This window comes from Streptomyces sp. Tu 2975 (assembly GCF_009832925.1).
Lineage (GTDB): Bacteria > Actinomycetota > Actinomycetes > Streptomycetales > Streptomycetaceae > Streptomyces.
In genome coordinates, this window is the sequence record NZ_CP047140.1 from 7,153,945 (window position 1) to 7,167,443 (window position 13,499).

The following is a 13,499-nucleotide window of genomic DNA, read 5'->3' on the forward strand; positions in this document are numbered from 1 at the left end:
GCGGGGTGTGCGCCCGGCGCGCGCACCCCGCACGCGCCTTCACTCTCCCGCCCCGCGGCTGACGCCGGGGCGCGAGAAGCCCCTCCGTGTTCCGGGCAGACCGGCCCGAACGGCAACCGACATACCGAACGAGCCGCATCGTGCGGCCGACCACGAGAGCGAGACGACCCATGACGACCAGCAGACGCACCGTGCTCACAGCGGCGGTGGGAGCCGCGGCGACAGCGGCCACAGCGGCGACGACCCCGACCGCGGCCGCCGGCACGACGACGGCCCCGCGGGGGACAAGGGGCACCCGCGGGCCGGTCCGGCAGCGGTTCGGGTCCCTGGCAGACGGCACCGGAGTCGACCTGTGGACGCTGGAGAACGACGGCATCCGTCTGCGCGTCCTGTCGTACGGCGGCATCGTCCAAGGGCTGGAGGTGCCCGACCGCAGGGGGAGGTGGGCGAACGTGTCCCTCGGCTTCGACAACCTGGACGACTACGTGGCGAAGAGCCCGTACTTCGGCGCGGTGATCGGCCGTTACGGCAACCGCATCGCCGGCGGCAGGTTCACCCTGGACGGGACCACCTACCGTCTCCCGGTGAACGACGGCCCCAACAGCCTGCACGGCGGGGACCGGGGCTTCGACAAACGGGTCTGGGACGTCGAGCCGTTCCGGCGGGACGCCGACACCGGCCTCACCCTGCGGCGCGTCAGCCCCGACGGCGAGATGGGATACCCCGGCACCCTCACGGTCCGGGTGGACTACACCCTCACCGCGCGGGGTGAGTTCCGCGTCGACTACGAGGCGACGACGGACCGTGCGACCGTCGTGAACCTCACCAACCACACGTACTTCAACCTCGCGGGCGAGGGAAGCGGCACCGTCCACGACCACCGGCTTCGTATCGACGCCTCCCGTTACACACCGGTGGACGCCACCCTCATCCCTACGGGCGCCCTCGCCCGCGTCGCCCGCACCCCGTTCGACTTCCGGCTGGGCAAGCCCATCGGCGAGGACCTCCGCCAAGGGCACGAGCAGATCCTCGTCGGACAGGGGTACGACCACAACTTCGTGCTCGACAAGGGGATCACCGGGCAGCCGCGGAAGGCCGTCACGGTCACCGAGCCCACGTCGGGGCGGGTGATGACCATCGCCACCACGGAACCGGGCCTGCAGTTCTACAGCGGCAACTTCCTCGACGGCACCCTGAAGGGCACCTCGGGCCGGGTGTACCGACAGGGCGACGGGTTCTGCCTGGAGACCCAGCACTTCCCCGACTCGCCCAACCAGCCCGGATTCCCCACCACCGCGCTCCGCCCGGGACGGACCTACAGGTCCTCGACCGTGCACTCGTTCGGCACACTCTGACGCCCACGCACCGTGCCCCGGCCCTCCGCAGCAGGAGGGGCCGGGGCACGGTGCCGCGTCGGGCCGGCCGTCAGGAACCGACCTTCCGCTTGTTCCAGACGTCGAACCCGACCGCGGCCAGCAGAACCAGACCCTTGATGACCTGCTGGTAGTCGCTGCCGATGCCGACGAGCGACATGCCGTTGTTCAGTACGCCGAGGACCAGGCCGCCGATGATCGCGCCGAACACCGTCCCCACGCCGCCACTCATCGACGCGCCGCCGATGAAGGCCGCGGCGATCGCCTCGAGTTCGAAGTTCACGCCGGCCTGCGGGACGCCCGCGTTGAGACGGGCGGCGTAGACGACACCCGCGAGGGCCGCGAGCACGCCCATGTTCACGAAGACGAGGAAGGTGACGCGCTTGTCCTTGACGCCGGAGAGCTTGGCCGCCGCCTGGTTACCGCCGAGCGCGTACACATGACGTCCCACGACCGCGTTGCGCATCACGAAGCCGAAGCCGACGAGCAGGGCCGCGAGGAGCAGCAGCACGACCGGGGCGCCCCGGTAGCTGGCGAGGGTGAGGGTGAAGGCCAGCACGGCGGCGCTGAGCGCGGCGCACTTGGCGACGAAGAGGTTCCTGGGCAGCACGTCGAGCTCGTACTTCTGCTGGCGGCGGCGGTCCCTGACCTCCTGCCACAGGGCGAACGCGAGCAGCGCGAAGCCCATCAGCAGGGTGAGGTTGTGGTAGTTGGTGACCGGCCCGATCTCCGGCAGATACCCGGTGGCGATCTTCTGGAACCCCTCGGGGAACGGCCCCAGGGAGCGGCTGCCGAGCAGGATCTGCGTCCCGCCGCGGAACAGCAGCATGCCCGCCAGCGTGACGATGAACGACGGGATGCCCACGTACGCGATCCAGAAGCCCTGCCACGCGCCGGCGAGCGCGCCGATCGCGAGGGAGAGGACGAGCGCGAGCACCCAGGGCACATCGTGCTCGACCATCATCACCGCGGCGGCCGCGGAGACGAACGCCGCCAGTGAGCCGACCGACAGGTCGATGTGGCCCGAGATGATGACGATCATCATGCCGATGCCGAGCACAAGGATGTAGCTGTTCTGGAGGACGAGATTGGTGACGTTGTTCGGCAGCAGCAGGACGCCGTCGGTCCATATCTGGAACAGCACGACGATGAGCGCCAGTGCGACGAGCATTCCGTACTGCCGCATGTTGCGTCGTGCCGCGTCGAGCAGCAGTTCCTTCGTGCCGTGGCGCGTCGGCGGGGGCTTGCTGGGGGAGGCGCTGGTCGGCGCGTCGGTGGTGGCCGGGCCCATGTCGGTTACCTCTTGTCGCTGGTGCTGGTCATGTGGCGCATGAGAACTTCCTGGGTCGCCCGGCCGCGAGGGACCTCGCCGGTGAGACGGCCCGCGGACATCGTGTAGATGCGGTCGCACATGCCGAGGAGTTCGGGGAGTTCGGAGGAGATGAAGACGACGGCCTTGCCCTCCGCGGCGAGCCGGTCGATGACGGTGTAGATCTCGAACTTGGCACCCACGTCGATGCCGCGCGTGGGCTCGTCGAGGATCAGCACATCGGGCCCGGCGAAGATCCACTTGCTGAGGACGACCTTCTGCTGGTTGCCGCCGGAGAGCCGGCCCACCTGCTCGAAGACCGTGGGCGCCTTGATGTTCATGCTGCGCCGGTACGACTCGGCGACGCGCCGCTCGGCGTGTTCGTCCACGACACCGCGCCGGGCGACCTTGGAGAGAGCGCTCATGGTGATGTTCCGGCCGATGGTGTCGATCAGGTTGAGGCCGTAGTGCTTGCGGTCCTCCGTGACGTACGCGATGCCGTGGCCCACCGCCTCCGGGACGGTGCGGGTGCGGATCTCCTTGCCGTCCTTGAGGACGGTGCCGCTGATGTTGCGCCCGTAGGAGCGTCCGAACACGCTCATCGCGAGCTCGGTACGGCCCGCGCCCATCAGCCCCGCGATGCCCACGATCTCGCCCCTGCGGACGTTGACCGACACCTGGTCCACGACCTTGCGCTGTTGGTCGATCGGGTGGTGCACGGTCCAGTCGCGGACCTCGAGCGCCGGATGCTCACCGGGTTCGCCGGTGTACGGGGTGCGTTCGGGGAACCGGTGGTCGAGATCCCGGCCCACCATGCCGCGGATGATGCGGTCCTCCGTCATGTCCCCGTCGCGCACACCGAGGGTCTCGATGGTGCGCCCGTCACGGATGACGGTGACCCGGTCGGCGACCTCCGCGATCTCGCCCAGCTTGTGCGAGATGATGATCGAGGCGATGCCCTGTTCCCTCAACTCCTTGATGAGGGACAGCAGTTTGGCGCTGTCCTCGTCGTTGAGCGCGGCCGTCGGCTCGTCGAGGATCAGCAGCTTGACCTTCTTGGAGAGCGCCTTGGCGATCTCCACGAGCTGCTGCTTGCCGACGCCGATGTCCGCGACCCGGGTCTGCGGGTGCTCGCGGAGGCCGACGCGCCCCAGCAGAGCGGCGGCGTGCCGCAGGGTCTCGTTCCAGCTGATGATCCCGCGCGTGGCGTGCTCGTTGCCGAGGAAGATGTTCTCGGCGATGGACAGGTACGGCACCAGGGCGAGCTCCTGGTGGATGATCACGATGCCGCGGTCCTCGCTCGCCCGGATGTCCTTGAACGCGCATGTCTCGCCCTGGAAGAGGATGTCCCCCTCGTAACTGCCGTGCGGGTGCACCCCGCTGAGCACCTTCATCAGCGTCGACTTGCCGGCGCCGTTCTCCCCGCAGATGGCGTGGACCTCGCCCGGCGCGACGGTCAGCGTCACGTCGGACAGGGCCCGCACCCCCGGGAACGTCTTGCCGATGGACCGCATCTCCAGGATGGGTTCCACCGCCCGTGCCCCCGGCATCAGAGGTCGCTCGCCTTGATGTAGCCCGAGTCGACCAGCACCGTCTTGTAGTTCGTCCTGTCGACGCTGACCGGGTCGAGCAGGAAGGCCGGCACGACCTTCTTCTCGTTGTCGTAGGTGGTGGTGTCGTTGACCTCGGGCTTCTTGTCGTTCAGCACGGCGTCGGCCATCTGGACGGCCTGCTTGGCGAGCGCCCGGGTGTCCTTGTACACCGTCTGTGTCTGCTGCCCGGCGATGATGGACTTGACCGAGGCGACCTCGGCGTCCTGCCCGGTGACGACCGGGTAGGGCTTGGCCTTCGTGCCGTAGCCGTCCGACTTGAGCGCCGAGAGAATGCCGATCGATATGCCGTCGTACGGCGAGAGCACCGCGTCGACGGTGTCCGAGCCGTACGAGCCGGTCAGCAGGTCGTCCATGCGCTTCTGCGCGGTGCCGCCGTCCCAGCGCAGGGTGGTGATCTGCTCCAGCCTGGTCTGTCCGCTGCGGACGACGAGCTGCTTGTTGTCGATGTACGGCTTGAGGACCTTCCAGGCGCCCTGGAAGAAGAAGCGGGTGTTGTTGTCGTCGGGGGAGCCGGCGAACAGCTCGATGGTGAACGGGCCTTCGGCGCTGCCGTCCTTCAGCCCCAGCTTGTCCACGATGTAGCCGGCCTGGAGTTCGCCGACCTTCTCGTTGTCGAAGGAGGCGTAGTAGCTGACGGCCTCGCTGCCGAGGATGAGGCGGTCGTAGGAGATGACCTTGACGCCCTGCTCGCTCGCCTGGCGCAGCACGTCACCCAGGGCCCGTCCGTCGATGGCGGCGACCACGAGGACGTCGACTCCCTTGGTGATCATGTTCTCGATCTGGGAGACCTGCTGGTCGACGTCGTCCTCGCCGTACTGCAGGTCCGTCTTGTAGCCGAGCTTCTTGAACTCGGCGGCCATGTTGTTGCCGTCGGCGATCCAGCGTTCCGAGGACTTCGTCGGCATGGCGATGCCGACCGTGGATCCCTTGCCTCCCTTCGGCTCCTGCTTGCTGCCGCCCGTACTGCTCTGGCCGCAGGCGGCGAGGGACAAGGCGACGGCGGCGGTGACCGCGGTGAGTGCGGCTCGGCGGTTGCGCATCTTCATCAATCCTTAGGTGAGGGCACGGCCGCCGGAGAGGCGGTGGCAAGGTCGGTGACGGGCAGATCGGTGGCAGCGGGGCCGGTGACGGACGGGCCGGCCGGGGGGAGGTCCGTCACGGGGAAGCGGTGCAAGGGGCCGGGGAGACGCGAGCCGAGCGGCGACATGCCGCCGTCGGCGCCGAGACGGGCCAGCAGGTCGAGGGTGAGACGCCCGCGCCGGACCCGTTCACGTGCGGACGCCAGCATCGCGTCGCGCATCTGGGCGCCGTACGGGTAGAAGCCGGGCGCCTTGCTCAGTCCGAACTTCAGATAGAGGGGAGCGCCGCGCCTGATGAGCTCGGCCGCCTCGTACATGCGCACATAGCCGCCGAGGTCGTCCGGCGCCTCCACGTAGAGGTCCATCGGCGCCGCGCTGGCGCGCCGGATCTCGGTGAGATGGGCGAGCGTCAGGTCGGAGGGCACGTTGACCGAGTCGGCGCCGAGACGTTCATGGACGGCGTACGCCGCCGGATTGACCGGACCCACGAGCGCGGACACCTTGAACGTCGTTTCGGCGGGCAGCACCCCTTGGGCGCGCAGCCGGTGCAGGCACCAAAGGACTCCTTCGTCGGCGACGAGGAGGCAACGCACGCCGAGGGCGGTCGCGCGGAGTGCGTCCTCGACACAGCCGGCGAGCGCGTCGTGGCCACGGGCCCGCAGTCCGGAGCCGCCGGAGTCTGTACGGGTCGAGGCTCCGATGTCCCAGCTGCCGCGCGGCCCGGTGAACAGGCAGAGTTCGATGTCGCGTTCGGCGCAGGCGCCGGCCATCTCGGTGATCTCGTCGTCGGTGAGCATCCACACGCCGCTGCCCTGGCTGATGCGATGGACGGGCAGGTCCAGCCGGGCGGCCTCCTTCAGCACGACGGCCAGCACCTCCGGCCCCTCGCAGGACGGGATCTCGGTGCGCCAGCTGCCGCCGTCGGGGAACCGGTGTGCGGAGGCGTCCGAGGGGTTCTCCGCGGGCGCGGCCAGGCCGAGTGCGGCGAGGGCCGCTCCACCGGGGCGGCGGGCTCCGGAGGTTCGAGCGAGGGGAGGGGTCACGAGCAACCTCTATTGTTCGAAATATCGGACGTCGTTCGAGATTCTGGGGCGACGTTAAGGATCGAGCCACCTGGGTGTCAATGGGTCGGACGGTCGAACACGAAGATCCCCGACGCCTTACCGGGGCCGGCCACCGGCGATAGACTGTTCGCTCTGCCGATCAAGCGTTGATATATCGAACAAGGGGAAAGCCATGGGACGCCTCGTGCCCGCTGTCACCCGTGCTCTCGACATTCTGGAGCTCTTCCTCGACGGGGACGGGACGCTGTCGGCCCCCGATATCGTCCGGAAGCTCCAACTGCCGCGTACCACCGTGCATGAACTCATCACCACGCTCGCGGCCCGCTCGTACATCGTGCCGGTGGACGGCCGCTCCGGCCGCTACCGCCTCGGAGTGCGCCTCTACCAGCTGGGCAGCCGCTACGCCGAGCAGCTCGACCTCGCCCACGAGGGCCAGGAGGTGGCCCGCTCCGTAGCGGAGACCTGCGACGAGACCGTCCATGTCGCGATCCTGGACGGCACCCACGTCCTCTACATCGCGAAGGTCGACTCCACCCACGCCGTCCGTATGGTCTCCGCCGCCGGCCGCAGTCTGCCCGCCCACTGCACCGCGGTGGGCAAGATGCTGCTCGCCTCCCTTCCCGACAGCGAGCTCGACGCCCGCCTCGCGCCGGGCACCGAACTGGTCGCCATGACACCCAACAGCATCACCGACCCTGCCGTCCTGCGTACCGAACTGGAGGCCGTGCGGGAAGCCGGCATCGCGCTGGAACGCCGGGAGTCGAACGCGGACGTCAGCTGTGTCGCCGCGCCCGTGCGTGACCGTTCCGGCCGGGTCGTCGCCGCGCTGTCCATCTCCGTGCCGATGATCCGCTGGAGCGAGGAACGCCGCGCGGAGCTCGAAGCGCTGGCCGCCAAGGGCGCCGCCGACCTGTCCGAGCGTCTCGGTCACCGGGCCGTCGCATGAAGGGCATAGAGGTGGCGGTGCGCCACGACGCGTTGCTCGGCGAGGGCCCCACCTGGGACCCGGCGACCGAACGGCTGCTGTGGGTCGACATCCTGCGCTCACGCGTCCACACCTACGACCCTGCCACCGGGCGCCGCACGGTCATGGCCACCGAGCAGCACGTCGGCGCGGTCAAGCCCCGGGTGGGCGGGGGACTCGTCGTCAACCTCCGTGACGGAGTGGGGCTTTACGGCCGCGACGGCGCCTTCCGCTGGCTGCGCCGGGATCCGGTCCCCGGGCGCCGGGCCAACGACGCCGCGGTCGCCCCCGACGGCTCGCTGTGGACGGGGACGATGCGCTACGACGAGGCCCCGGGCGGCGGAACGCTCACCCGGACCACGCCGGACGGCACGGCGACCACCGTCCTCGCGGACGTCGCCGTCAGCAACGGCACCGGCTGGAGCCCCGACGGCCGCCGGATGTACTACATCGACTCGCCGACCCGCCGTATCGACGTGCTCGACCTGCGTCCCGATGATCCGCTGCCGGTGAACCGGCGCCCGCTGGCCGCCGTCGAGGACGGCGCGGGCTACCCCGACGGGCTCACCGTCGACGCCGACGGATGCGTCTGGGTGGCCCTGTGGGACGGGGCCGCGGTGCGCCGCTACACGCCGGAGGGGGTGCTCGACCGTGTCGTGAAGCTTCCCGTGCGACGGCCCACCGCCTGTGCGTTCGGCGGCGCGGGGCTCACCGACCTCTATGTGACGTCCGCCCGCAAGGAGCGGACGGCGCCGCATCCTCTTTCCGGCTCGCTGCTGGTGCTGCCCGGCGCGGGGCAGGGACTCGCTCAGCCCGCCTTCGCCGGCTGAACCCGGGGCCCTCGGCCGGCGTGGCGGAGGGGCCCGGACCGGGCGTCATCGACGCCCAACCGCCTTTATTGTTCGGCAAGTCGAACGTTGTTCGTGATTTCAGCAAAAGTCATTGACGTCGGGATTTCCCGCGTCTACGGTCCCGTTCGAAGTTGCGAGCGAGAGTCGAAATTTCGAACGTCGGTGTCGACGGCTCCGCCCCCGCATCCCCCCGTCCGATGAAGGAGCCGCCCTTCATGAACGCCCCGCGCCCCCGGCGAGGCCGCCGCCTCGGAGCGGTCCTCGCCACCGCCGCCGCCACCACCGCACTCCTCGGGACCGGCGTCCTCCCCGGCCACGCCGCCCCGGCCACCTCCGCGGGCCATCCTGACCCGCGCCCCGTCACCGGCGACACCGAGGTCCACGACCCTCCGCCGTCCGTCTCAAGGACGGCACGTACGTCGTCTACTCCACCCACGGCAAGATCGAGGCCCGCACCTCACGCGACGGCAGGACGTGGCAGCGCGCCGGATCCGCCTTCACCGACATCCCCGGGTGGTGGCGCGCCTACTCCGCGGAAGGCGACCCGTGGGCACCCGAGGTCACCTACCGCGACGGCGTCTACTGGCTCTACTACGCCGTCTCCTCCTTCGGCTCCAACCACTCCGCGATCGGCCTGGCCACCTCCCGCACCGGGAGGCCCGGCACCTGGGAGGACCGCGGAGCGGTCTTCTCCACCACCACCGGCGACCACTACAACGCCATCGACCCCGCCGTCCTCCAGGCGCGCGGCCGGCTCTGGATGTCCTTCGGCTCGTACTGGACCGGCATCCGCATGATCGAGCTCGACCCCGCCACGGGCAAGCCCCGTACCGTCGATCCCGAGGTCCTGCACCTGGCCACCCGCCCCGACGAGCCCTACGCCGTCGAGGCGCCGTACATCGTCGAACGCCAGGGCCGCTACTACCTGTTCGTCTCCTACGACCGCTGCTGCGCCGGTACCGACTCGACCTACAACATCCGCGTCGGGCGCGCCACGCACCCCACCGGTCCGTACCACGACCGCGACGGCACCGCGATGACGGACGGCGGCGGTGAACTCCTGCTCGCCGGTCACGGCCGGTACCTCGGCACCGGCGGTCAGTCCGTGCTCCGCGACCGCGGCCGGGACGTCCTCGTCTACCACTACTACGACGCCGACGACTCCGGCGTGCCCAAGCTCGGCCTCAACACCCTGAGCTGGGGCAAGGACGGCTGGCCCGTCGTCACCCCCTGATCCCCCGAACCTCCCGGAAGGACACCATGCCCGACAGCAACGCCCGCTTCACGCTCGACCCCGCCTTCACCGTGGGCGAGGTGAATCCCCGTCTCTTCGGCTCCTTCGTCGAGCACCTGGGCCGCTGCGTGTACACCGGCATCTACGAACCGGACCATCCGTCCGCCGACGAGGCCGGGCTGCGTACCGACGTCCTCGAACTGGTCCGGGAACTGGGCGTCACCGCCGTCCGCTACCCCGGAGGCAACTTCGTCTCCGGCTACCGGTGGGAGGACTCCGTCGGCCCCGTCGACGAGCGGCCACGCCGACTCGACCTCGCCTGGCGGTCCACGGAGACCAACCGTTTCGGGCTGAGCGAGTTCATCGCCTTCCTGGGGAAGGTCGGGCCGCAGGCCGAGCCCATGATGGCCGTGAACCTCGGTACGAGGGGCGTGGCCGAGGCACTCCAGCTCCAGGAGTACGCCAACCACCCCGCCGGCACCGCCCTTTCGGACCGGCGCATCGCGCACGGCGACAAGGACCCGTTCGGGATCCGCCTCTGGTGCCTCGGCAACGAGATGGACGGCCCTTGGCAGACCGGTCACAAGACGGCGGAGGAGTACGGCCGGCTGGCCGCGGAGACCGCCCGTGCCATGCGGCAGATCGACCCCGACCTCGAACTGGTCGCCTGCGGCAGCTCCAGCCAGGCCATGCCCACGTTCGCGGCCTGGGAGGCGACCGTCCTCCAGGAGGCGTACGACCTCGTCGACCACATCTCGCTGCACGCCTATTACGAGGAGATCGACGGCGACCGCGACTCGTTCCTCGCCTCCGCCGTCGACATGGAGTCGTTCATCGAGAACGTCGTCGCCACCTGCGACCACGTCGGGGCCCGGCTCAAGTCGAAGAAGCGTATCCAGCTCTCCTTCGACGAGTGGAACGTCTGGTACATGAAGCGGTTCGAGGCGGAGAGCAGGGCCAACCCCCTGGACTGGCCCGAGGCCCCGCGGCTGCTCGAGGACAACTACAGCGTCACCGACGCCGTCGTCTTCGGCTCGCTGCTCATCGCCCTGCTCCGCCACGCCGACCGGGTGACCGTCGCCTGCCTCGCCCAGCTCGTCAACGTGATCGCCCCGATCATGACCGAGCCCGGTGGTCCGGCCTGGCGGCAGACCACGTTCTTCCCCTTCGCCCAGGCCTCCCGCCACGGGCGGGGCGAGGTCCTCGACGTACGCGCCGACTCACCCACCTACGAGACGGCCGCCTACGGCGAGGTGCCGCTGCTGCACGCGACCGCCGTGCGCGACCCGCACACCGGCGCCGTCACCGTCTTCGCCGTCAACCGGAGCCAGAGCGACCCGCTGCCGCTCCAGGTCGCCCTCACCAGGCTGGACGTCACCCACGTCGAGGAGCACAGCGTCCTCAGCGACGCCGACCCGGAGGCCCGCAACACCCTCGCGGAGCCCGAACGCGTCGTGCCCCACGCGGGTGAAGGGGCCGTGCTCGCGGACGGCGTCCTCGACGTCACGCTCGAGCCCCTGTCGTGGAACGTGATCCGGCTGACCGCCGGCGCCTGACGCGCACAAGCCGCCGCCCGCCCCCGGTCGCGTCCGGCACCGGGGCCGGGCGGCCCCTCCCGGGACACCGCACCGCACGCCGACCCCTTCTTCCTCGGAGACGAGCCGCCATGCATCCACATCGCCTCAGCCGGCGCCGCGCCCTCGCCGGCGGCATCGGCGCCCTGGCCGCCACCACGGCCCTCGGCCCGCTGTCCGGCTGCGCCGCACCGTCCGCCGCCGCCGGCCCCGGGCAGACCCGTCTGCGGTTCTGGCATCTGTTCGGCGGCGGGGACGGCGTCAACATGCAGGGCATGCTCGACGCGTTCCGTGCCGAGCACCCGGACGTCTCCCTGGAGGCGGCGACCCTCCAGTGGGGCGCCCCCTACTACACGAAGCTGGGCATGGCCGGCGCCGGCGGCCGCGCGCCCGAACTGGCCGTGCTGCACCTGGCCAGGCTCGCCGGCTTCGCACCCGGCCGGCTTCTCGACCCCTTCGACCTCGACCTCCTCGCCGACCTCGGCGTCCGCGAGCAGGACTTCCCGCCCGGCATCTGGCGGCGCGGCCGGGTGGCCGGCGAGCAGTACGCCGTCCCGTTCGACACGCACCCGTTCGTCCTCTACTACCAGACCGAGGTGTGCGAGAAGGCCGGACTCATGTCGGGCGGCAGACTCGAACCGATCGAAGGGACCGAGGAGTTCGCCGACGCGCTGCGCGCCGCGAAGAAGGTGACCGGTCAGCCCGGCCTCGTGACCGAGACACTCGGGCCCGACTGCATCACCCCGTGGCGGCTGTTCGCCACCTTCTACTCGCAGACCGGCGGCAAGGTCCTCTCCGAGGACGGCAAGCACCTCGCCCTCGACGACACGAAGGCGCTGCGCGTACTCGAGTACATGGCCGGCCTTGCCGAGGAGGGGCTGATGGTGCGCCGCGCCGACTACGGCGCCTCCGTCGGCATCTTCAACGGCGGAAAGACCGCCTTCCACCTCAACGGCGAATGGGAGATCTCCTCCTTCCGCACCACCGGCATCCCGTTCTCCATGACCCCCGTACCTACGCTCTTCGGCCGACCCGGCACCCAGGCCGACTGCCATGCCTTCGTCCTCCCGCACCAGGCCGACCGCGGCGGCGCGGCGAACGAGGCCGCGCACCGGCTCGTCGCCTGGATGCTGCGCAACTCCGTCGCCTGGGCCGAAGGCGGCCATGTGCCCGCGTACCTGCCGGTATTGAAGGATCCCGCGTATCTCGAACTGAAACCGCAGTCCGAGTACCGCGGCGTGATCGACGACGTGGCGCTCGACGAGCCCGCCTGGTTCGCCGGCTCCGCCTCCCGGATGTGGATCGAACTCGGCGCCGTCCTTTCCGGCGTGCTCACCGGGTCCCGCACCCCGCGCGGCGCCCTCACGGAGGCCAAGGCCCGCCTCCGGAACCTCCTCGACACCCGCAACCCACTCCCCGGAGCCGCGTCATGACCACCACCGCCGCGGCACCGCCGTCACCGGTGACGAAGGGCGCCGCCCCCGACGGCCGGCCGGTGCGCTCCGTCCACCGCAAGTGGACCGAGCACGGCCTGGTGTTCGTCGCCCCGTTCCTGCTCGTCTACGCCGTGTTCCTGATCTGGCCGCTGCTCTCCGGCCTGGGGATGAGCTTGACCAGCGAGAACATCACCGGAACGGGAGGGGAGTTCGTCGGCTTCGCCAACTACGCCGAAGCCCTCGCCGATCCCGACGTCTGGTCCTCGCTGTGGAACACGGTCTGGTTCACCGTGCTGTCCACCGTCCCGCTGGTTCTCGTGGGCCTCGGACTGGCCCTGCTGTCCCATCAGTTGAGGGTGGTGCAGTGGCTGTGGCGGCTCAGCTGGTTCGCGCCGTTCCTGCTCCCGTCCGGAGTCGTCTGTCTGCTCTTCGCCCAGATGATCTTCCCGTCCGGCTTCGGCCTCGCCGACCAGATGCTGGCCGCCGTAGGACTGGAACCGGGCATCGGTTGGCTCAGCGAGGAGCGATACGCGATGCTCACCGTCGTGGCGACCACCGTCTGGTGGACCGTCGGCTTCAACTTCCTGCTCTACCTCGCCGCACTCCAGGCCATCCCGGTCCACCTCTACGAGGCCGCCGAACTCGACGGCGCAGGGGCCTGGAACCGGCTGTGGCACATCACCCTGCCGATGCTGCGCCGCACCACCGGACTGGTGGTGGTCCTCCAGGTGCTGGCGTCGCTGAAGATCTTCGACCAGGTCTACATCATGACCGGCGGCGGCCCGGACGAATCGACCCGGCCGATCCTGCAGTACGTCTACCAGCAGGGCTTCACCGGCTACCGCATCGGCTACGCCTCCGCGGTGTCCTACATCTTCTTCGCCCTGATCCTGATCGTCTCCCTGGTGCAGCCGATGCTGTCCCGGCGCCGAGCTGAGGAGGCCGCGAAGTGAGCGGTTCCGCCACCATCACCCCCGTCGCGCGCCCCGTACGGGCTCCGGC

The 13,499-nt window shown here is 70.1% G+C and carries 10 protein-coding genes and 1 pseudogene; 7 read left to right on the plus strand and 4 right to left on the minus strand.

The features are described from left to right. Positions 1-170 precede the first annotated feature (170 nt). A complete protein-coding gene (locus tag GLX30_RS32150; protein ID WP_159694439.1) occupies positions 171-1,355 on the plus strand; it encodes an aldose epimerase family protein in 1,185 nt (394 codons plus the stop codon). Between the two features lie 70 nt (positions 1,356-1,425). Here GLX30_RS32150 and mmsB read toward each other — a convergent pair whose 3' ends face one another. From mmsB to GLX30_RS32170, 4 genes are read right to left on the minus strand one after another with little or no spacing between them, the layout of a single operon-like run. Next, positions 1,426-2,664 carry a multiple monosaccharide ABC transporter permease gene (gene mmsB / locus GLX30_RS32155; protein WP_244258354.1) on the minus strand — a complete coding sequence of 413 codons (1,239 nt, stop codon included), beginning with the start codon at positions 2,662-2,664 and terminating at the stop codon, positions 1,426-1,428. A 5-nt stretch (positions 2,665-2,669) separates the two neighbouring features. Next, a complete protein-coding gene (gene mmsA, locus GLX30_RS32160; RefSeq protein WP_159694440.1) occupies positions 2,670-4,232 on the minus strand; it encodes a multiple monosaccharide ABC transporter ATP-binding protein in 1,563 nt (520 codons plus the stop codon). Further along, on the minus strand, positions 4,232-5,335 hold the full coding sequence (chvE, locus tag GLX30_RS32165) for a multiple monosaccharide ABC transporter substrate-binding protein (RefSeq protein WP_159694441.1): 1,104 nt from the start codon (positions 5,333-5,335) through the stop codon (positions 4,232-4,234). The genes mmsA and chvE overlap by 1 nt, the downstream gene beginning before the upstream one ends. A gap of 5 nt (positions 5,336-5,340) precedes the next feature. Next, positions 5,341-6,417 (minus strand): hypothetical protein, encoded by a 1,077-nt coding sequence (locus GLX30_RS32170; protein ID WP_244258355.1) that lies wholly within the window; start codon positions 6,415-6,417, stop codon positions 5,341-5,343. Between the two features lie 193 nt (positions 6,418-6,610). On the opposite strand from GLX30_RS32170, the gene GLX30_RS32175 reads away from it, so the two are divergent. The 6 genes and pseudogenes from GLX30_RS32175 (at position 6,611) to GLX30_RS32200 (ending at position 13,450) form a co-directional block, all read left to right on the plus strand. Then, complete coding sequence (locus tag GLX30_RS32175; RefSeq protein WP_159694442.1) at positions 6,611-7,384, plus strand: IclR family transcriptional regulator; 774 nt, start codon at positions 6,611-6,613, stop codon at positions 7,382-7,384. After that, the gene (locus tag GLX30_RS32180) at positions 7,381-8,232 is read left to right on the plus strand and encodes an SMP-30/gluconolactonase/LRE family protein (protein WP_159694443.1); all 852 of its coding nucleotides are present in this window, start codon (positions 7,381-7,383) and stop codon (positions 8,230-8,232) included. The genes GLX30_RS32175 and GLX30_RS32180 overlap by 4 nt, the downstream gene beginning before the upstream one ends. Positions 8,233-8,686: 454 nt before the next feature. Further along, positions 8,687-9,487: pseudogene (locus GLX30_RS32185) on the plus strand (arabinan endo-1,5-alpha-L-arabinosidase); the annotation flags it as partial. Positions 9,488-9,513: 26 nt separating this feature from the next. Then, positions 9,514-11,043, plus strand: a complete 1,530-nt coding sequence (locus GLX30_RS32190; RefSeq protein WP_159694444.1) for an alpha-N-arabinofuranosidase — start codon at positions 9,514-9,516, stop codon at positions 11,041-11,043. A 110-nt stretch (positions 11,044-11,153) separates the two neighbouring features. Beyond that, entirely contained in the window at positions 11,154-12,494 is a 1,341-nt protein-coding gene (locus GLX30_RS32195; RefSeq protein WP_159694445.1) for an extracellular solute-binding protein, read from the plus strand. Beyond that, a complete protein-coding gene (locus tag GLX30_RS32200) occupies positions 12,491-13,450 on the plus strand; it encodes a sugar ABC transporter permease (protein WP_159694446.1) in 960 nt (319 codons plus the stop codon). Before GLX30_RS32195 ends, GLX30_RS32200 begins: the two co-directional genes overlap by 4 nt. The last annotated feature ends 49 nt before the right edge of the window (positions 13,451-13,499 follow it).